Source organism: Paenibacillus sp. OAS669 (genome assembly GCF_014873645.1).
Taxonomy (GTDB): domain Bacteria; phylum Bacillota; class Bacilli; order Paenibacillales; family NBRC-103111; genus Paenibacillus_S; species Paenibacillus_S vulneris.
Map to the genome: position 1 here is coordinate 66,074 of NZ_JADBDR010000004.1, position 20,450 is coordinate 86,523.

A 20,450-nucleotide genomic window follows, 5' to 3' on the forward strand; every position below is an offset into this window, starting at 1 on the left:
GGGAAGAAATACGATGGCCGAAAAATAGACTTCCGCTGCCGATTAAGAAGTTAAAGATCAAAAAAAGAGCTAACCCCAAAGGTCAGCTCCTTCATCTTCCAACTGTTTATTGCTAATGCATGGCCGGCAACTGTTTCATGAATCCATTCTCCTATAAAGGAGAATGGAATTCCCTTTTACGATATTATCTAAATTCAGGCGGGGTCCGCCGTGCAACTCCCGTAATAATCGCCGCTTCGATAACGGCATGCCTTACCTTCGTAACGACTTGCTCGTTGAAGATGCTTGGAATGATATACTGCTCGTTTAACTCTGATTTCGACACGACAGCTGCGATAGCCCTTGCCGCTGCAAGCTTCATCGGTTCGTTAATTGTACTTGCTTGACAATCAAGCGCTCCTCTAAAAATACCTGGAAACACAAGGACATTATTGATCTGGTTAGGATAGTCGCTGCGGCCTGTTGCATAAACCTTCACATAAGGCAGAGCTTCCTCCGGAGTAATCTCTGGATTAGGATTGGCCATAGCGAACACAATGCTTTGGGGCGCCATGCGCTTAATATCAGCTGCTGAGAGCAAGCCGCCTCTGGATACTCCGATAAATACATCCGCGTCGGCAATCAGCTCCTTCAAGCTCCCTTCCTGATTCTCCACCTCAGGCTGATCTGCAAGCCATTGCCACATTGCCTGCGAGTAGCGGCCTCCTCGTACAATAGCCCCTTCGGCATCGATAGGTACAAGACGCTTAACTCCGGCACCCAGCAGCATTTTGCAGATGGAGACGCCAGCCGCTCCAATACCGTTCACAACCACTCGTACTTGGTCCATTCTTTTCCCGACAACCTTCAGTGCATTAATTAAACCCGCTACGACAACAACGGCCGTACCGTGCTGGTCATCGTGAAATACAGGAATATCTAGCTGCTCCGCCAGTTTTGCTTCAATTTCAAAGCATCTTGGAGAACCGATATCCTCAAGGTTGATCCCGCCAAATATAGGGCTGATTGCCTTTATCGTACGGATAATTTCCTCCGTGTCCGTTGTATTCAAGCAAATGGGAAAAGCATCCACCCCGCCAAACTGTTTGAACAGCATCGCTTTGCCTTCCATTACAGGTGCCGCCGCATAAGGCCCTATGTCCCCTAAACCAAGAACGGCTGTCCCGTCTGTGACCACGGCTACCGTATTTCTTTTTATGGTTAACGAGTACGCTTTGGACTCATCCTCATGAATAGCAGAGCATATTCGGGCAACGCCCGGCGTATATACTCTGGATAAATCGTCCCTATTTTTCACGGGGATTTTGGACTCCACTGAGATTTTACCGCCGATATGGGTAAGGAAGGTACGATCCGAAACATTAATGATTCGGATCCCTTCTATCGCTTTTAACGAATCGATAACTTGTGTTTCCTGTGAATCCCGCACCTCAAAAGTGATGTCCCGGATGGATGACGCTTCGCCTGAACGAATGACATCAATGGACACGATATCTCCGCCGGCTCTGCCAATTGCCGTTGCCACATCTCCGAAGGATACACCTGTTAATTCTAACCGGACCACGATATTGTTATAGGCCATGACTTTACTCCTGTTCATATGACTCAGTCTAATTTGTTAAGAATCTTACGTTTCCCTGATTTTAACGGGGACGATTTGGGTTTAAGATTGACCATGCCGATACTGATCCCGATAAAAATCAATCCTAGCAATAAATACAAGGTAAAGGATTCATGTAAAAACAGCATCCCTGTCAAAACCGATACAATGGGTACTAGAAATGTATACGAAGTCACCACACTGGCTTCGCCGGAATTGACAAGGGTAAAGTACAGAATCCAGGAGCCTGTTACCCCAAAGATGCTGCTAAATCCGAGCCCGGACCAAAATATCGGGTTCCATTGAATTTCACTCCATGGCTCTGCCAATGAACCCGCGATGATTAGAATGATGCCGCCAATCAAACATTGCAATGCGGCTAACCACATGAAATGGACAACAGAGCTGACCTTCTTTACATAAACGGTACCCAATGCCCAGCTGATCGAAGTGCCTATTCCCAACATCACTCCAATAGTGGAAATATGCCCGGCCTCTCCTCTAGTACTTATTGCCGCAACACCTAGAATGCCAAATGTAAGCCCAATTCCCTTCAAAACTGACATATGCTCCCCGAGCCAAATCCAGGCAAATAAAGCAACCAGAACAGGCTGCAAATAAACAAGCACCGAGAAAAGTCCTGAAGACATCATTTTCAATCCGTAGGTCTGCAGTCCAAAAAATAAGACAACGTTAAGTAAGGAAGATAGGATATAAACATGCTTGTGCTGCTTCCATTGGATTTGCTTACGCTTAGGAAGCATTAGCAGCATGAGAAGAATAGCCCCTGCCAACGTTCGCATGCCTGCAAACAGCAGGGGCGGTGTGTATTGCAGCATCATTTTATTAATAGGAAACGACACGCCCCATAGGATAACAAGTGCTGCGATCAATCCAGTCTGCCGAATCGGTGATAGCTGCTTCAAAACGAATATTCCTTCCTTGATAAAACGTATTATGCGCGCCGGATCGGAGCCGGTACGGCTTCAGCCGGAATCATGGACTGGTAAGTCTCGCCTGCCAGCTGTTCTTGATGCTCTGCCTTCGCTTGCTCTATAATTTCCGGATGAAGCATAGTCTCAATGGCGGAGGAAGCGATGACTTTACCGGCCAGAAGCATTCCCTTGTGAGCAATGGACGAAGTGCCCTGTGCAACCATCTGCCAGCTGTGTGGCGGTGTACCGTATGCGCAGGTCGTTACGTAGACTTGACCTGTTGGAACAATCCAGCTGACATCACCAACGTCTGTAGAGCCGGCAAGGAAACCAGGCTCCGGATTATAAGGATTCACATCGACCGATAGCACCTTTCCATTGGCTTTGTGTACGGGCTTCATCTCTACCTCCGAAAAGCTCGCCTGAATCGATTTGGCAAAGCTGATTTCTTCTTCGGAATAGCTCTCGCCTCCGATTTGCACAAACTGCTTGTGCATCATCGAACCTAGCGTGATGTTAGGAATTAAATCCGCCGAAGCCGCATCGAACTGCATTTCCATCTGCGTACCGGTCATTAGAGCAGCTCCGCGGGCGATATCGATAACTCGCGTGAGAATCTCGCGAACTTGATCCATTTTGGGTGCGCGAATTTTATATAGGACCTCCGCTTCTGACTGAACCACGTTTGGGGCATAACCGCCGGTATTGGTAATGGCATAATGAAGTCTTGCGTCCTGAATGATATGCTCCCTCAGGAAGTTTGCCCCTACATTCATCAATTCGACAGCATCCAATGCGCTGCGGCCTAATTCCGGGCTTGCCGATGCATGAGAGCTGATGCCCTTGAATTTAAAATACACTTGGCATGTAGCAAGCATTCTTGCGTTATAGGCAAGGTTCTCATCCCATGGGTGCCAGGTGAAGGCCACATCGACATCCTGGAATAGACCGGCGCGAGCCATGAACGCTTTGCCGCCACCGCCTTCTTCCGCAGGACAGCCGTAGTAGCGTACTGTTCCTTTTAGTCCTTGCTGCTCCATGTAATGACGTACTGCAATCGCTGCCGCAAGCGAACCTGTGCCCAACAGATTATGTCCGCAGCCATGGCCGTTCCCGCCTTCCTGTATGGGCTGTTTAACCGCTGCATTCGCTTGTTGGCTCAATCCTGACAGTGCGTCGAATTCTCCTAAAATAGCGACAACTGGTTTGCCTGAGCCATACGTACCGACTACAGCGGTCTGAATTCCCCCAGCGCTTCGCTCAACCGTGAATCCCTCTTCTTCCAGAGCTTTGGCCATCATCTCCGCAGACTGATGTTCTTCGTATCGGGTTTCGCAAAATCCCCATATGCTGTCGCTAACCTCAATAAGCTTCTGTTTCTTCTGTTCAATGATCTCCGAGATCTGTTCATGGAAATTCATGCAGTTCACTCCATATCAAGTAATATTTTTCCGGCTATTCCCGGTTCCGTCATTTGGTAAGGGTCCAAAATGAGCTCCAATTCTTCTTCCGTGAGTACGTTGTGAAGCAGGCAAAGCTCGCGTACGGATTTTCCTGTGAGGATGGCTTCCCGTGCAATACGCGCTGCCGTTTCGTAGCCAAGATGGGGATTTAGTGCGGTCAATACGCCTACACTTTTGTCCACATACTCCTTACATACTTGTTCATTGGCTTCGATTCCTTCCAGGCAATGCGTACGGAATACTTGGAATACCTGGTTCATCATGCTTAACGATTGCAGCAGATTGAACATTAATACCGGCTCCATCACATTCAGCTCCAATTGCCCGGCTTCCGATGCCAGCGAAATCGTCAGATCGTTGCCGATGACTTGAAAAGCAACCTGATTCACGACCTCGCACATGACAGGATTGACCTTGCCGGGCATGATGGACGAGCCTGGCTGCCTAGCTGGCAGTATAATTTCTCCCAAGCCTGCTCTCGGTCCGGATGCCATCAACCGCAAATCATTGGCTATTTTGGACATGTTCATCATGCATACTTTTAAAGCGGAGGAGACTTCTGTGTACACATCCGTGTTTTGGGTAGCATCCGGCAAATGCTCGGCATTTACAAGCGGAAACCCGCTAATTTCGGCCAATGCCTCGACGGCCTTGCGAATATAGTGAGGATCTGCATTGAGGCCTGTACCGACGGCTGTGGCACCCAAGTTTACCTCGTACAAATCCTCACGGGTCCGTTGAATACGCTTTATATCTCTTCCGAGCATTCGGCTGTACGCTTCGAATTCCTGCCCGAGCCGAATCGGAACCGCATCCTGCAAGTGGGTTCGCCCCATCTTGATGACGGCGTCAAACTGGCGTGCTTTTGATAAAAACGTTCCGTGAAGTTCTTTCATGGTAACTAGAAGCTTCTCGATCAAGGACAACACGGCAAGATGAAGCGCTGTCGGAAACGTATCGTTGGTAGATTGAGACATGTTTACATGCGTATTAGGGCTTAAAGTGAAGTAATCTCCTTTGGACCCGCCCAGGATTTCGATCGCCCGATTGGCAATGACTTCATTGGTGTTCATATTAATGGAGGTGCCGGCGCCTCCCTGAATCGGATCTACTATAAATTCATCATGCCATTTGCCCGAAATGATTTCTGACGCAGCTTCCACAATCGCGTTCCCCAGACGAGGATTCAGCTGTTTCATCTCCATATTTGCGATGGCGGCCGCCTTTTTGACCATAGCCATAGCTACAATCAGCTCTTTGTGAAGCGTATAGCCGGTAATCGGAAAATTTTCAACCGCTCTCATGGTTTGTATTCCATAATAAGCGTGCAGCGGCACGGCCTTCTCGCCGAGAAAATCCTTTTCCATTCTCACCTGTTCATTAAACATGCGGCGTCTCCTTGTTCAATTGCATACTTTTTTTCGTGTTGATTGTGAACCCGGCCAAGAGCATCACAATGCAGGAAATAACAAGAAACATGAAAGCAACATTGTAGTTGTTGCCTGTTGAACCTATCAGATAGCCCATGATGGTTGGCGATAAAATGGAACCCACCTGAGCGCCTGCGTTAATGATTCCCGTCGCCGTACCGACAGAGTCTTTGGCCATATGCTTTAGCGGCAATATAAATACCGTAATGCTAACTGGATTCAGGAATACATTCGTTAATGTCAAATAAGTGAAAGCGAGAGGCACCGAGCTGGCATTAAACATCAAGTAGATGAAAACGGCTGATAGCAAGGCCCCGCCAATGATAATGAACTTCTCTTTTCCAAGCATATACTTGTCCAGCACCCAACCGCTGACTAGAAAAGAAACAAAGCCTAGAATCGCCGGGATTGAAGAGTAGACGCCCATTGAGACCATGCTCAAGCCCTTTACTTTGACCCAGTAGGAAGGCAGCCAGCTTTGCAGCCCCCAGAATACGACATTGGCAAAAAAGTAAACGATGAGCAGCTTCCAAACCATGGAGGTTTTTAAGATGGTTTTGACCGGAACTTTATTCACTTGCTTTTCAGACTGCTCTTGCTCTGTCCCTGCTCTATTCTCAGAGGATCTGAGAACGAACCAGACCAGAATCGCGATTAAAAACCCTATGACGGCAAGCGCATAAAACATGATCCTCCAGCCAAGTGACGCTGTCATCGTTGCAACGACAATAGATCCTATGGCAATGCCAACCGAGCTGCCGGATTGTACGACAGACTTGGCCCGTGCCCGCTGTTCCTTTGGAAATGTATTCGCTATTGCCACGGAGCTTGCTGTAGGAAAAGAACCTTCTCCAGCTCCAACCATAATACGGGAAGCAATTAAACTTGCGAAAGAGTTTGCAAACCCCGTGATTCCAGTGAAAATCGACCAGGTGAATATGGCCCCGGACAATACTTTGGTCGCGCCGAATTTATCGGCCAGATAACCGCCCACAAGCTGCATAAGGGCATAGCTCAGGAAAAAGCTGCTTAGGATGAGACCCGCTTTATCAGGCGTTAGCTGAAGGTCCTTTGTAATCGGAATGATGGCAACATTAATGGAAACCTTATCAAAATAACCTACAATCCAAGCAAAAAATAAAACAAGCAGAATGGCGTATTTCTTCTTATTGGTAATATCCTGCCTCATCCTTATCACTCCATTTTTGAATTGTGCAAAGCTTCTCATTGCCATTATCATGCTTTCTTAACAATAGCTTCCTTCGTTTCGTCAGCCTCCTTATCCCCCTTGTTACTTTTCATGACACAAGCGTAGAAAAATCTAAGGAAAATCGATATATTCAACGCTTAATAAATATTTTATACTATAGTAAAATAATAGCTATGTAGCTTATTAACGATAAATAAGATGAATAATGTAGGTTTACACTATATAAGGAGCAAACTGTCATGAAATACCTTACATCACTGGAGTCATTCATCTTTCATAAGCTTGGCCGAATCACATATCAAGTTTGGTATGGACAGCACAACGCATTGGATTTGGTACTATCGGGCGACAAAGATCTCGAGATGCAAACGCATCCATTTCCTGTTAGTAAAGAGCAGCAGTATCAGTTTACCTATCAATCTGATATTTCTTACATGAATATCACATTTGATGATGAGCTCCAAATGGTTGTTTATTTCTCAAATAGCGACACACGGCTGGACGAGCTCGAACTACAGCAGCTGTATCTCCTTTGTCGGGATTTTCATCATCAAATGCTCTTAACAACGAAGGACCTGGAATTGGACAAAATGATTGAAGGGATCGGAGCGTTGACTTCTACGCTGGATCTGAATAAGCTTCTCCAACAAATCATCCGAAGCGCTCTGACGGTTATATCCGCGGGCGATGCGGGGATTTTTCGATTGTATGACAGCCAAAGCTCCCTGCTGAATCCTCTGGCTGCCATTGGCTTCGATGATTCCATTGCCCAATATAAAACGAGGAGCGGCGAGGCTATTTCAGGGAAAGTATTCTCCGACGGGATTCCGCGAATTTATCATTCCAGACAAGAAATGGAGGCGGATTATACCAACATTTCCTCGCAAAATGCTAATTTTGTACAAACAAGCGACAAGGCCAACGCCCTTATCATTGTTCCCGTTTCCTCGGGCGATACACGAATAGGAACCTTAACGCTGCTGCAATTTCACAAGAAAAGAAACTTTACCCATCGGGATATCAAGCTATTACAAGGCTTTGCCTCCCAGGTTGCCATTGCCATTCATAATGCAAAGCTGTATGAGGAAACCCATTTGCGCTTGCAGCAAGTGACGGCGCTGAGTAAGAAGTTAGAAGACAACAATCTTTTGTTGCAAAAGAGAATCAATGTTCACGATACGTTAACACAGCTATCTCTTAAAAATAAAGGGATACAGAAAATGATTCACGAGATCAATCTGATCTTGGGTATGCCGGTTGCCTATATTGATTTCCTGGATAATGCAATTTATAAAGAGCATGAGAGCAAAGTGCCGGTCAGCTTTGATATGATTTCCGAGTTATTTGCGAACCAGCAGCAGCTCACGCCATTGACTATAAAATTAATGAACCAGGATTATTTCTTATACCCAATCACTGTCGGCAAAGTGCTGCTGGGCTGCATTCTCGTAACCGTTTCTCATCCTCTTTCTCCGATGGATATTATTACAGTGGAACAGAGCGGCTCCGTTCTGGCGCTTGAAATCGTCAAAAAAATATCCGTGACCGAGCTGCAGTACAAAAAAGCGGATGACTTTTTCAATCAAATCTTGAACATGCAAAATCATGAGCAGATTATTGCAATAGGAAGACAGTTCAACCTTACCTTCTCTTCCTATTCATTTATCGTGATATGTGAAATTCCCGAACTGACTGAGCCCTACGAGGTAGAAGCTAAGATCCAACGTTTCATTTCACGGCTGAATAAAGAGCTTGTCCAAGTTAATAAGTTAATTTATGGGGATTATAATAAAGTGAAATTCCTGGTATCCGTTCATGATCCGGCTGAAGTTGACAAAACCATTCATCTGATCTCAAACGTCATTAAAGAGTGGGAGAAAACGGACCAACTTTTATTACGCGGAGGAATCGGTTCAGCCTACCAAGACTTGGAGGATATTAGTAAGAGCTACAATGAAGCGAATAAGACGGTAGCCTTTGCGAGGAGCAAAAATAATTACGGCCTGATGCGCTATGAAGAAATCGGGATTAACCGTTTTTTTCTTAATCAGCCCATTCAAGAAATCGAGAAATATATTAATGAGATCTTTGCGCCGCTAAGAACAGACAAAAATCAAAGCAAGGAATTGGAAAAAACCTTGATGCTGTACATTTCTTTGAATCAATCTGCGGTTGAAACCGCCAGGAAGCTTCATATACATGTCAACTCCTTTTATCAGCGGATGAAAAGGATTGAAGAATTGCTTGATCTTAGTCTGGACGATCCTGAAGATATGCTAAAGATTCAGCTTGCCTGCCATTTGAAAAATACATTTGTATAGAAGTAACCAGCAGTGTTCATTAGGCATGCAGGATCAGACAGGGCAAGCGGCGATGTCGAAATGAGCTTTTCCTTCTTCGCACTCATGATATAATGGAATCCGAAACTTCTCGTTAATCAATCCATTATTCAAATTCACTTGGAGGAATATATGTCCCAGTATAGTAGTGCATCTGATCACGAACCGGCACATAGCAAAGCGAGACTCGCCCTTTATATCGCGATCTTCATAGCCATAGCTGTGGCTGGATTAACTTACGTCAAATGGCTTCCGTATTATCATAAAGCGTTAGATGCCGCCGTCAAGCATACGATAGGAGCATCTATCATCTCAGGCACCAAACCCATAGCTCCCGATCCTTCATGGACCAGCGCGTGGGAGTATGCCAAAGCTTATTATGCCTCCGTATGGAAGGCCGCCGTCTTGGGTATAGTGCTCGGCTCCTTGCTGCAGGTGTTAATTCCTTCCGGCTGGCTGCTTCGCATGCTGGGGAAAAGCAATTTTAAAAGCACCGCTCTGGCGGGCATGGCATCTCTGCCAGGTATGATGTGCACCTGCTGCGCGGCGCCGTTGGCCGTCGGCTTACGCAGGAAGAATACTTCGGTCGGAGCAAGCCTCGCCTTCTGGCTCGGAAATCCGACACTGAACCCGGCAACGCTTGTATTCATGACCTTTGTACTCTCGTGGAAATTTACGCTGCTTCGCCTAGTATTCGGATTGCTCCTGACCTTTGGCGTCAGCCATTTTGCCAACCGGTTCGCTGACAGCTCCAATCCGCCGGAGGAAATAAACCGGCTTGCTCAAGAGCAGAGCAAAGAGCCCTCCGGCTCCCTGCTCACCCGTTGGCTTCGCAGTGCATGGCACATGATCCTGCATATTGTTCCGGCTTATGTTATAGCCGTGCTGCTGCTCGGTGCCGTCAGAGCCTGGCTGTTCCCGGTAGCCGGTGAAGCGGGAGGCGGCCTGCTGGCCATTATCGGATTCGCCGTCGCAGGCACGCTCTTCGTCATTCCGACAGCGGGGGAAATTCCCATCGTTCAGACCATGATGTCTTTCGGGTTAGGAGCAGGTCCCGCTTCGGCACTGCTGCTAACGCTGCCGGCGGTCAGCCTGCCTTCGCTTCTGATGATTTCCAAATCATTTCCAACCCGGGTCCTGGTCTTCGTCGGCTGCGCAGTCGTTCTTCTCGGGATCGCCTGCGGTATTGCAGGCATGCTGCTGCTGTAAAGAGGACCTCTGATAGCCAAATGCTCTCTTGCCTGCCGCGACAATTGTTGGCAAGCGCATATAAAATGCCGCATGTTCTGTCATTGAACATGCGGCATTTTTGTTACCACTATAATACTGCCAACAAAGCAGCTGATTCAGCCCCGAAGCCAAAGCCCTAACTTGTGACGGCGGGCAGCAGCTTACGCTTTGAGCGAGCCGGCGAGTCCGCTAAATATCACGCCAAGCGCATAGGCCCCCGCATCCGGATAGCCGATGCTTCGATTGCCTACCGTCCCCGCCCTTCCCATACGAGCTGCGATGGATTCGGTCTTCCTGGCGCCTTCTACTGCCGCCTCGGCCGCCTTTATTCCTGCCGTTATCAAATCGGTTCCGTCATCGGCCGCCTTCGACCACGCTTGAGCATAAGGAACAAGAGCATCAATAAGAGTCTTATCACCGACTACCGCCCCCCGGCCAAAGGAACGTTCTCCCGTAGCCTGGATTCCTTGTACTGCCGCGTTCATCATCCCGGCTATTTCCGGTACTGTCAGTTCCTTCTTGCCTTTCGCATATTTACCTGCCGCACGGAATCCCGATCCCCAGATCGGTCCGGATGCTCCGCCGCAGTGCTCCATAATAATAAGAGAGCATGCATCCAGGAAAGCACCTATATCGTTCGCTTGGGAAATGACTTCGTCCCATTCCGATTTCAGCTGCCTGAAGCCCTTGGCCACGCTCATCCCAAAGTCGCCGTCGCCGGCATGGGAATCCAGTTCACAGAACGGTACCTCGTTCTTAATAACAATCTCGCTCATCTTATCGATCAAATAAATCAGGTTGTTAAGGGACAGCTTCCCATCCCGCACCACCGCATGCTCCTCACTGGTTACCATGCCGAAACCTGGGGGACTGTGGTGCTCTGCCTCATTAGATAAACTGCTGAACTGCACCGGTTCAATGGGTCCTCTTACGACCAAGGCAGGGGTATCACACTCTTCAGCCAATAGCCGCTTTAGCTGAGCGTCCAGCTTCATGATGCTCAGTGAAGCCCCCGCCATATCGATGCTCGTCATGTAATTGCCGACGAACACCCTATAAACCTTCACCTTTCGTGATTCCAGCTCCCTCATCACCGCGTTGTTAAGCAGATACAGCTCCTGCAGCGGGGTACCGCCGAACCCATTGACCAGTACAGCCACCTCATCGCCGTTATAGCCGCTGATTTCCAAGCTATGCAGCAGCTCTGCCACCATGCGTGCCGCAAGCTCGTCCGCCGGGAGAAGCTTTTCCCGCCGATTACCGGGTTCCCCATGAATGCCGACGCCATATTCCATTTCTTGCTCGTCAAGCGCGAAGGTTGGACTCCCTTTGGCCGGTACGGTGCAGGAGGTAAGCGCAAAACCTAAGCTTTTGACATTGTCGATGGCGTTCTGGGCCGCTGCCTTCACCTGCTCCAGGGACATGCCTTCTTCCGCCGCCGCTCCTGCGATTTTATGAACCAGCACGGTTCCGGCCACACCTCTTCTTCCGACAGTGTACAGACTGTCCTCAACTGCAATATCGTCGTCCACCTTCACATAGTCGACCTGGATGCCGTCTTCGGAAGCCAGATGAGCCGCATTGTTAAAATTCATCATATCGCCGCTGTAATTTTTGATAATGAGCAGCGTGCCTTTGCTGCTTGCCGACGCTTTGATCGCCTGATACACCTGAATCTGGGACGGTGAAGCGAAAACATCGCCGCATACGGCGACATCCAGCATGCCCTTGCCCACGAATCCGGCATGTGCCGGTTCATGACCGCTTCCCCCGCCGCTGATCAGGGTGACTTTGTTCGGATGAATCGTCTCTTTCTTGATAAATGTATATTTGCTGTTATACTCCAAGCCCGGATGTGCCATAACGAAGCCGTTTAACATTTCTCTCACGAGCGTTTCCGGCCGATTCATGATTTTCTTCATAGAATCCCATCCTTTTCATAGATTATCGACTCTATCTGAAAGTATGTAAGGCAGTAGTGAAAATATGGATCGGATTCATTGTAACATCAAATATGATGTACAACCAGTTTGACTTCGTTTACGTAAATGTCATGTTCCGTGCTTACTAGACCGCCGCTCGCAAGCAACCCATATCATCGCCGCACCAAGTACCGCGCAGAGCATATACATCATGGAGTAGCTGGACAGGTCTGCCACTGGCCCCATCACAATGCCGCCAAGTGCCACACCCAGATCGGCCATTGCGATAAACAAGCCCATCAATACATTCCGGCTCTCCTTCGGTAATACAAAGCTCAAGTAAGTCGTCAGTGTCGGATAAAGCAGAGCTTGGGCGATACCCATCAAAATCGCGCCTGCATAAAACAGAACAGCCCCGCCTGAAGCAGCTAGACTGACGCTAAGCGAAGCCGCTGCGACCAGCAGCATGGTAGCCGTGATAAAGAATGAATGCCATTTACCGTCAGAAGGGATTTTTTTCCTCAGCGTATAGCGTGCCGAAACGACTACAGCTGCCTGCAGCATGAGATAAAAAGCCGCACTTCCGCCGGTAGTCTGCTCGGCATATAACGGAATAAAGGTGGTTACTGTGCCGAAGATCAGGGAAGCACTTAACATCAGGACACTGCTTTTGAACAATAGCCGATTCTTCACCAATTGAGTAAAGGATTGCAGCATCTCTGTTCCCTGATTCGGCACATCCGAATTTCCTGCAGTCTTGACGGACGGATTGTCCAATGTCGCTGTAAAGCCCGCCACCCCAGACAGCACGGCAATAGCGATCATGACGGATGCGAATACATTCGTATCCCCTGACTGCCAAATGCCAATGGCAAGCAAAGGGCCGATTACACCGGGTAGATAGGAGCAAAGGGAATACATGGATATGCCTTGTGAACGTTCCTTGTCTGGGAGCGCATCAATAATGCCGAGCTGCAGGGCCATCGAGAAAAAAGCGGTGCATCCTCCCTGCAGTACTCGCGCGATGAAATAGCCACCAAGTCCGGTAAATGCATACGTTACAAGGGCGACTGCATTGACGATCAAGATGAGACGCAGCAGCTTAACTGGTCCGTAGCGCTGAATCAGCCCGCCGGCCCAAGGGCGGAAAATCATAGTGGTAAACAGATAGGCCCCCATAATAATGCCTATCGCAGTATTGGATGCGCCAAGAGCTTCGCCTCTCAAAGGAATAATGACATTAATAATTGAATTGCCGCTAAAATAAAATAGCGTGAGCAAATACAGCCGTATAAACGGCCAGGATAAGGCTCCCTTCATTCCTTCCGCTCCTCCCCCAATAGTAGCGTTATAGCATGACTTTCCTCAGCAGCTCCCTAGTGTAAGGTGAGTTGACGCTATTCAAGTACTTCGCCTCGATAAGCTCTTCTATTCGACCGCTTCTAACTATCATGATCCTGTCACATAGATAGGCAGCCGCCTGGATATCGTGAGTGATAAAAATATAGCCCATGTCATAAATCGATCTTAAGCTTTTCAGCAATTCAAGTACTTGCATTTGATTCGACCCGTCTAGCGAGCTGATTGCTTCATCCAGTACAATGCATGCAGGTTGGGTGGAAATCGCTCTCGCGATACATACCCGCTGAGCTTGCCCGCCTGATAGCTCATGGGGATATTTCGTAAGATAGGATGCATCCAAGCCGACTTGCCTCAGCAGGAGTTCGATTGTACTATCGCGCATCTTCGGCTCCGTCTTCGCCAGCCTCAAGGGCTCAAGCATCGCTTGTTTCACCGTATAGAACGGATTGATGGAGTAGGTATAGTCTTGGAAAACTGCGCTGATTCCTCCCCTTCTTGTACTGCGGTCTGATATTGGTTTGCCATTGAATGTAACGGTTCCCCGATCCGGCTTTTCGATACCCAGCAATAGGCGTCCCAACGTCGATTTGCCGCTTCCGCTTTCGCCTATAATGCCAAGGCATTCCCCCTGCTTCCATTCAAAGCTGATGTTATGCAGCACTTGCTGCCGTGCTTTGCCAAGCCAGAAGCCTTTTTTGTAGGTTTTGCAAACGCCCTCAACCTTTAGCAACGTGGTTGCCTCCCATCAACTTCATGAAATTGTGATTCAACGCCATTTTGGTTGACACGAGATAACGAGTATACGGATGCCGGGCTTGAGTGAGTATATCCCCCGTCGCCCCTCGCTCTACTATTTCTCCGTCTTTCATGACCAATATCTCATCAGCAATTCGTTGGACAACGCCGAGATCATGAGTTACAAAAATCATCGAGCTTCCAATGCGTCTTCGCAATTGCAGGAACTGTTCCACAACTTCATATTGCGTAACGGCATCCAGCGCTGTCGTTGGCTCATCAGCAATGATAATGTCAGGCTCCAGAACGATGGCGAGAGCAATCATGATCCGCTGCAGCATGCCGCCGGACAATTCATGCGGATAACGGCTCATCACTGCCGCAGGGTCGTTGAGACCAACGCTTTCCAGCGCTTGCATTAATTTTTCTGCCGCCTCTTCCTTTTTCCAATCATAGTGCACACTGAGCGTCTCCCGCAGATGGGCACCTACAGGCCGGGACGGATCGAATGCGCGCATGCCGTTTTGCATTATCATACAGAGCTGCTTTCCTCTCACCTTGCGCATGTCTTTCTCGGAAAGCTCCGACAGATTAACTCCTTTCAGAATAATACTGCCGGATTGGTGCAGCCTCGTTGCATTAAGACGCATCACCGCCCGGCAGGTCAGCGATTTTCCGCTGCCGCTTTCTCCCACAATAGCAAGACATTCTCCTTGTCTAAGGCAGAAGGAGCTGCCTGGAACAAGGACGCTGCCCGTCAGGCTGTCCCATATTTTCAATTGGTCGACTTCAAGCACATTCATGACCTGTATTGGAAGCCTCCTTCCCACGCTGCTTTGGCAGGATTACGCCTGCGTGCGCCTGCGTCCTCGTACTAGCGGTCATCAATTTCGGATCCAATGCGGTTTGAAGCGAGTCAGATAGAAAATTGACTGCGGATACTACTATTATGATCGCAAAGCCGGGAGCCAGCATCAGCTCCGGCCGGGAGAACATGACCGGTCTCGCTTCATTCAGCATCATGCCCCACTCGGCGTGCGGCGCCTGAATGCCCAGACCGAGAAAAGACAGGCCGGATATTTGCAAAATCATGGACCCAAAGGTGCTGCTGAAAATGACCGCAATTTCAGGCAGCGCCACCGGTAAAATATGCTTTGTCATAATGCCGAAATGACCGGAGCCAAGCGTTTTGGCGAATCTCACATAATCAGCGTCTGAATACTGCAGGACGGCAGTACGAATGACGCGGGCGAACCATGCCCATTTCATCAGAACAAACGCGATCAATATATTTCCGAGTCCCGTCCCCAGCATACCGATGATCGCCAGCGTCATCACGTATCCCGGGAAAGAAAGCATGCAGTCACAAATCCGCATTAGCAGTGCATCCCATCTGCCCTTAAAGTATCCGGCCATAAAGCCAAGTATGGCTCCCATACATCCAGACGCGGCAAGCGCTGCAAGTACCCACAATACACTGGGACGAATGCCATAAATAAGCCGGGATAAAACACAACGGCCGAGATGGTCGTTGCCTAACCAATAGGTCCAGGATGATCCTGCAAAACGAAGTTCCATATGTACTTCATTCGGATCATGCGGCGCAATGAGCGGCGCGCATATGCCGATTAACAATATGGCTGCAACGACGGCCAGCGATGCGGCGCCTAGTTTATCCTTCATCAGTTGCAATAACAGCTTCATCTAAAGCTCCTTCCTTAACTTAGGATTGAGTATCGCGTTGATGATGTCGGACATGGTATTAAACAATACGAAAGCGACAGCCAGCACTAGGACATACGCCTGTATAATTGGAAAATCCCTGCTGAGTATCGATTTGACAGTCAATGTACCCAGACCAGGCCATGCAAAGATGTTCTCCACTACAACCGTGCTGCCCAATAAGATGGGAATCGCGAGGCCGAACACGGAGACTGCGACCTGCATGGAATTACGCAATATGTGCAGCGTAATGCTTCTCTCCGGTAAGCCGCAGGCTCTGGCATACAGCACGTAATCTTCATGAAGATTACTCAGCATGGAATTGCGGATCACCCGAAAATATATACCCGCGTAGCCGACAACAATAATAGTAACCGGCAGCACGTAGCTGCTGTATGAATCCATTCCGCTCGTTGGAAACCAGTCCAGCTTGACGGAGAAATACCAAACCATTAACGCTGCAAGCCAGTATGGCGGCATTGAGGCTAGAATAAAGGAGATGCCCCGAACCGAAAGATCAAGTACATTTCCTTCTCTCTTAGCGCAGACGATACCCAGTCCTATCGATACAATTATAATGAATGCCGACGAAACCAGTGTTAGCTTGAACGTATTAAGCAATGCAGGACCGAGCAGCGACCAAACCGGCTTTCCCGTCACATAAGACCTTCCGAAATCGAGCAGCAGGCAGGATGTTAACCAATCCATATACCGGATGAGCAGCGGCTTATCCATCCCCAGCGAGATTCGCGTCTCTGCGATCAGTTCTTCGGTTACAACCGGCACATCCTGAGCACGCAGGATAACCTCGACCGGGTCCGTCGGTGATAAATGGTTCAACACAAAGGTTATAAATGAAATAACAACAAGCAGCGGCAGCGCAATAAGTATGCGTTTGACGATGTAACTCCCCATAACCGCTTCCCTCACACCTCTCCACCGATAAAATTGTTTTTTACACCTGCCTTACTCGAAATGCATTCGTTCAAATGGAAGCTCGAATTGGGTCTGCTTGAACGAAATGCCCTTTAGAGATGCCGGAGCCACAACGGTAACGGTCCCGTTCGTCAGCGGAATAAAGACAGCTTCATCGTGGACAATCGTCAAAATGTCAGCATACAGAGCTTGCCGCGTTTTTTCATCCGCTGATACCATCACTTCATCAATTTTGCGATACAGCTCTTTTGCTTGGGGGATTCCACTTGTCGTATAACGATAGGAAGATTCGGCGGCAAAGGCGGTAATGGTGCTTTGCGGGTCATAGGCAAGACCCCAAGTTTGGTTGAATAACAGATCGTAGTCACCCTTCGATCTCCGATTTGCAATGGAGCTCGATTGTTCGCCCGCCAATTCCAGCTTCATTCCGATCTTAAGAACCTCATTTTGAATCAGCTCAGCCTGCGCCTTCTGTGAAGAGGAGTTAACATCGTAATACAGCTTCATCGTTAACGGGCGGCCGCCCTTCATCCGGATCTCGCCGTCTTTCTCCGCTATCCAGCCTGACTGCTCCAGTAGACGCTTGGCGGCTTGCGGATCGTAGTCCCGCTTCTTTAATCCTATATTGGCGTAGTTCACATTGGAGGAAAAAAGTGTTTCCGCCGCCGTTTCCGTCCCGTTGAAGATCCTTTGACTAACCGACTTGCGGTCAATGGAATGCCAGATCGCTTCACGCACTGCCTTCTCGTTGATTGGACTGTCCGACTTGCTGCTGTTGGCTGCGATCATCTTCGTATTCATCGGCTCGCTGCGAACAACCTGGTATGTACCTGATTTTGTCAGCCGATTTATCATTTCTACATCGATGCTGTCAGCGCCGCGATCATCGGTGAAGACAAAATTAACCTCGCCTTTTTGCAGTGCCAGCAGGGTCGTCTCGCCGGCCGGCAACACTTTAGCTGTAATCCGTTTCACCTCGGGTGCACCGCCCCAGTAACTTTCGTTTGCTTCAAATCGGGCATATTGATCGGTCACATGTTCTACCATTTTATAGGGCCCGGTCCCGCTGTATCCCCTGACCCCGTTCTTCGTTTCCCCATTGAGAAAATCATTAGGCGACACGAATACATAGGGGCGGGTCATCGACAGCTCCAATAAGGTTGGGTAGTACGGCTCCGTCAGCGTTAGTCTAACCGTATATTCATCAATTACGTTAACATCCTTTATCTTTGAGGATAGATTGATCCATGCGTGCTTGCTCGCATTGCGCTGTACCGCATCGATATTTTGTTTGACCGCTTCAGCGTTAAATGGTGCTCCGTCGTGGAAGGAAACGTTTTTCCGCAAATGAAAGGTGTAAACCTTCCCTTCGTCGGAGATGTCCCAGGATTCCGCCAACAGCGGCTTAATGCCGTCTTTGGTGTTTTCAACTAACGATTCGTACACCATTCCCTGTGCCGCCATTGAACCGGGATACAAATGAGGATTCATATCGTTAATGTCTTTCGCCGTCGCATATATGAGCTCCCTGGCTCCATTCGTTTTACTTGCAGCATCGTTCTTGCTGCCACTGCATCCGGTTATCAGCAATACGATGGCTAATACCGCTGCTAACAGTCCGGTTGTAATTGTTCTGTTCATGTTTTTTTGACACCTTCCCTTAAATAGTAATTATTACTATATATAACTACTGATTAATAGTAATTATTACTATAATTGATGTCAATCTTTTTTTGTTTTCTGTCGTTCCACTTTCCGATTAGTACGGCTACAAAAAAAACGGCGGCACTAAAAGGAGCATATACGTGAAATGCGTTTCTTACGGTTTGCAGCTTGGTAAACGTAAACGCTTTTGCTTATAAAAAAACGACAGCCCTGAAATAATCTCCTAGGCTGCCGCTGTTTCCATTCTATCCATTATCTTGAAAGTTAATCCTAATGTTGCTGTATTGATACGTAAGATTGGTGATATAAATGCTTCGTTGTCGAAATGAGGGGCCATTCCATATACTAGCACGATAGCTTATCGGTTCCTGTAACGGAACGGCCGGAAGCGATGAAGCTTTGGTCGTACGAGTACACGATATTCTCCTCCAGCCGTTCTCCCGAAAGGTGCATACGAACAAGTAGCCTTCCAAGCTCCGGAGTAATGTCCTTATACCAGACTCCGTCTGGATAGGCAATCACGACACAGGCGTCCTCGCATCGGCCATTACAGCGGGTACGTGTTGTATGTATCTGTTTAACCGCCCCGAGCACTTTAATTTCATCCCGGATGGCTTGTGTTACTTCATCGGCCTGCCGCCTCATACAGCTGCCTCCATTGCAAATGAGCAGATGGCATCGGGTTTCTTGCAAATTCCATGTCGTCATGGACTGGCTCCTTTCCAGTGACCATTTACAGCCATGGCGGATGACATCGCACGCTATAAATGTAATTATTACTATTATAGTCACAAGCCGTGATGTCTTCAATCTTATTTTTCCAGCGGCCCTTTATATCCGCTTACCGTTTTAATTTGAATAAACATCTTGATTTCACTTCCGCTATCTTCACCCTTAAATCGGTCGTCGTATACCTCGTAACAAACAATATCAAATTGTTCATAATGATTTTTACCGAGCCAATTCATGAGTTTTTCAAACGTTTCGTTTATTTTACTTAAAGGTCCTTGGTGAGTTGCCGCTGCATATTGACCGGCAGGAATTATATACGAAGACATTCCTGCAGGCACCCTACTTGCTGTTGCAGCTTCAACTCCGGCAAGATAGCCATGTTCATTACGCTTGATTACCCCAATGGTTTCAGATGGATTCATCCTTTCATCTATCTCGTCTAACCTGTTGAATAAGGCGGGCCAGACCTCTTTAGGGTCGGCAGGCTGCCCGATGGTACCTATGCCGATAATCTTTCGTTCCGGAAATTCAACCAATCTCGGTGCAAGGATCAATGCAAATCATCTCCTCTAATCATCTATCAAAATGGAATCAGACCATAAACGGCTAGCTCCCTGCCACAAGCATCATGCTTCATTGGGAAACTGATCCCTTTCGAGTCAGGTTAATTCTTTGATCTGAACAGCTGCTCTATTTGTGCTTTCATTTCATCGTTGTGAATATAATAATGACCGCCAATGCTATTGGGCGTAAATCCAAGCTTCAGTTCTTTATTTTCAAATAATGACACCGCATATAGGAAGCCGCTGCGATCTTCTTGATTCGGGTCAGGAATCAACTCTATATGACGAACGCTATCTATCCATGCCTGTACTTGTTCCCTGTCCGTAAAGGATTTGCGTTTACCGTTTGATCCGTCTGTGATCTCAATGGAATCCACTTTGGAAATGTCACCGTTATAAAATTCAGATAGCTTTTTGACCGATAGATGTTCCTTTTTTCCGCATCCTGCAGCGATAACAGAAAATGAAAGAAGGATCATTACGGTTATTAAACCTATTCTCTTCATAGTACGCCACCCCTTTACATATAAGGACGTTCAAAAGGTAAAATTCGTTTCGAATCTTTCGGCTACGGGATAAAATAAAAAACCAGTAGAAGATGAGTAC

At 48.0% G+C, this 20,450-nt stretch carries 17 protein-coding genes; 2 read left to right on the top strand and 15 right to left on the bottom strand.

Features of this window, described 5'->3' with window-relative positions:
• Positions 1-184: 184 nt before the first annotated feature.
• Genes GGC63_RS10790 through GGC63_RS10810 form a run of 5 tightly spaced genes read right to left on the bottom strand, consistent with a single transcriptional unit; the run spans position 185 to position 6,617 of the window.
• On the bottom strand, positions 185-1,582 hold the full coding sequence (locus tag GGC63_RS10790; RefSeq protein ID WP_192702333.1) for an NAD-dependent malic enzyme: 1,398 nt from the start codon (positions 1,580-1,582) through the stop codon (positions 185-187).
• A 23-nt stretch (positions 1,583-1,605) separates the two neighbouring features.
• A complete protein-coding gene (locus GGC63_RS10795) occupies positions 1,606-2,526 on the bottom strand; it encodes a DMT family transporter (RefSeq protein ID WP_192702334.1) in 921 nt (306 codons plus the stop codon).
• Between the two features lie 29 nt (positions 2,527-2,555).
• Positions 2,556-3,956: a M20 family metallopeptidase gene (locus GGC63_RS10800; RefSeq protein ID WP_192702335.1), complete on the bottom strand. Its 1,401-nt coding sequence runs from the start codon at positions 3,954-3,956 to the stop codon at positions 2,556-2,558.
• Between the two features lie 5 nt (positions 3,957-3,961).
• Positions 3,962-5,386 (bottom strand): aspartate ammonia-lyase, encoded by a 1,425-nt coding sequence (aspA, locus tag GGC63_RS10805; RefSeq protein WP_192702336.1) that lies wholly within the window; start codon positions 5,384-5,386, stop codon positions 3,962-3,964.
• Entirely contained in the window at positions 5,379-6,617 is a 1,239-nt protein-coding gene (locus GGC63_RS10810; protein ID WP_192702337.1) for an MFS transporter, read from the bottom strand. Before GGC63_RS10810 ends, aspA begins: the two co-directional genes overlap by 8 nt.
• Positions 6,618-6,877: 260 nt before the next feature.
• On the opposite strand from GGC63_RS10810, the gene GGC63_RS10815 reads away from it, so the two are divergent.
• Both GGC63_RS10815 and GGC63_RS10820 read left to right on the top strand, forming a co-directional pair.
• Positions 6,878-8,959, top strand: coding sequence for a helix-turn-helix domain-containing protein (locus GGC63_RS10815; RefSeq protein ID WP_192702338.1), 2,082 nt, complete (start codon positions 6,878-6,880; stop codon positions 8,957-8,959).
• Positions 8,960-9,109: 150 nt separating this feature from the next.
• Positions 9,110-10,186, top strand: a complete 1,077-nt coding sequence (locus GGC63_RS10820) for a permease (protein ID WP_192702339.1) — start codon at positions 9,110-9,112, stop codon at positions 10,184-10,186.
• A gap of 182 nt (positions 10,187-10,368) precedes the next feature.
• Here GGC63_RS10820 and dhaK read toward each other — a convergent pair whose 3' ends face one another.
• The 10 genes from dhaK to GGC63_RS10870 form a co-directional block, all read right to left on the bottom strand.
• Positions 10,369-12,129, bottom strand: coding sequence for a dihydroxyacetone kinase subunit DhaK (gene dhaK, locus GGC63_RS10825; protein ID WP_192702340.1), 1,761 nt, complete (start codon positions 12,127-12,129; stop codon positions 10,369-10,371).
• Between the two features lie 129 nt (positions 12,130-12,258).
• Positions 12,259-13,449, bottom strand: coding sequence for a staphylopine family metallophore export MFS transporter CntE (gene cntE / locus GGC63_RS10830; protein ID WP_192702341.1), 1,191 nt, complete (start codon positions 13,447-13,449; stop codon positions 12,259-12,261).
• A gap of 28 nt (positions 13,450-13,477) precedes the next feature.
• Positions 13,478-14,221, bottom strand: a complete 744-nt coding sequence (locus GGC63_RS10835) for an ABC transporter ATP-binding protein (protein ID WP_192702342.1) — start codon at positions 14,219-14,221, stop codon at positions 13,478-13,480.
• Positions 14,208-15,029, bottom strand: coding sequence for a staphylopine uptake ABC transporter ATP-binding protein CntD (gene cntD, locus GGC63_RS10840; protein WP_192702343.1), 822 nt, complete (start codon positions 15,027-15,029; stop codon positions 14,208-14,210). Before cntD ends, GGC63_RS10835 begins: the two co-directional genes overlap by 14 nt.
• Positions 15,016-15,930, bottom strand: a complete 915-nt coding sequence (gene cntC, locus GGC63_RS10845) for a staphylopine uptake ABC transporter permease subunit CntC (protein ID WP_192702344.1) — start codon at positions 15,928-15,930, stop codon at positions 15,016-15,018. Before cntC ends, cntD begins: the two co-directional genes overlap by 14 nt.
• Positions 15,931-16,863 (bottom strand): nickel/cobalt ABC transporter permease, encoded by a 933-nt coding sequence (gene opp1B, locus GGC63_RS10850; RefSeq protein WP_192702345.1) that lies wholly within the window; start codon positions 16,861-16,863, stop codon positions 15,931-15,933.
• A 51-nt stretch (positions 16,864-16,914) separates the two neighbouring features.
• Positions 16,915-18,525 carry a staphylopine-dependent metal ABC transporter substrate-binding lipoprotein gene (gene cntA, locus GGC63_RS10855; RefSeq protein ID WP_192702346.1) on the bottom strand — a complete coding sequence of 537 codons (1,611 nt, stop codon included), beginning with the start codon at positions 18,523-18,525 and terminating at the stop codon, positions 16,915-16,917.
• 369 nt (positions 18,526-18,894) lie between these two features.
• A complete protein-coding gene (locus tag GGC63_RS10860; protein WP_192702347.1) occupies positions 18,895-19,257 on the bottom strand; it encodes a (2Fe-2S) ferredoxin domain-containing protein in 363 nt (120 codons plus the stop codon).
• 104 nt (positions 19,258-19,361) lie between these two features.
• Entirely contained in the window at positions 19,362-19,835 is a 474-nt protein-coding gene (locus GGC63_RS10865) for a GyrI-like domain-containing protein (protein ID WP_225948118.1), read from the bottom strand.
• 110 nt (positions 19,836-19,945) lie between these two features.
• The gene (locus tag GGC63_RS10870; RefSeq protein WP_192702348.1) at positions 19,946-20,350 is read right to left on the bottom strand and encodes a hypothetical protein; all 405 of its coding nucleotides are present in this window, start codon (positions 20,348-20,350) and stop codon (positions 19,946-19,948) included.
• Positions 20,351-20,450 lie beyond the last annotated feature (100 nt).

Bases quoted from the DNA above. Each gene is read 5' to 3' on its own strand.
- GGC63_RS10790 (WP_192702333.1), bottom strand. From the start codon at position 1,582: ATGGCCTATAACAATATCGTGGTCCGGTTAGAATTAACAGGTGTATCC.
- GGC63_RS10800 (WP_192702335.1), bottom strand. From the start codon at position 3,956: ATGAATTTCCATGAACAGATCTCGGAGATCATTGAACAGAAGAAACAG.
- aspA (WP_192702336.1), bottom strand. From the start codon at position 5,386: ATGTTTAATGAACAGGTGAGAATGGAAAAGGATTTTCTCGGCGAGAAG.
- GGC63_RS10810 (WP_192702337.1), bottom strand. From the start codon at position 6,617: ATGAGGCAGGATATTACCAATAAGAAGAAATACGCCATTCTGCTTGTT.
- GGC63_RS10815 (WP_192702338.1), top strand. From the start codon at position 6,878: ATGAAATACCTTACATCACTGGAGTCATTCATCTTTCATAAGCTTGGC.
- GGC63_RS10820 (WP_192702339.1), top strand. From the start codon at position 9,110: ATGTCCCAGTATAGTAGTGCATCTGATCACGAACCGGCACATAGCAAA.
- dhaK (WP_192702340.1), bottom strand. From the start codon at position 12,129: ATGAAGAAAATCATGAATCGGCCGGAAACGCTCGTGAGAGAAATGTTA.
- cntE (WP_192702341.1), bottom strand. From the start codon at position 13,449: ATGAAGGGAGCCTTATCCTGGCCGTTTATACGGCTGTATTTGCTCACG.
- cntD (WP_192702343.1), bottom strand. From the start codon at position 15,029: ATGAATGTGCTTGAAGTCGACCAATTGAAAATATGGGACAGCCTGACG.
- cntC (WP_192702344.1), bottom strand. From the start codon at position 15,930: ATGAAGCTGTTATTGCAACTGATGAAGGATAAACTAGGCGCCGCATCG.
- opp1B (WP_192702345.1), bottom strand. From the start codon at position 16,863: ATGGGGAGTTACATCGTCAAACGCATACTTATTGCGCTGCCGCTGCTT.
- cntA (WP_192702346.1), bottom strand. From the start codon at position 18,525: ATGAACAGAACAATTACAACCGGACTGTTAGCAGCGGTATTAGCCATC.
- GGC63_RS10860 (WP_192702347.1), bottom strand. From the start codon at position 19,257: ATGACGACATGGAATTTGCAAGAAACCCGATGCCATCTGCTCATTTGC.
- GGC63_RS10870 (WP_192702348.1), bottom strand. From the start codon at position 20,350: ATGAAGAGAATAGGTTTAATAACCGTAATGATCCTTCTTTCATTTTCT.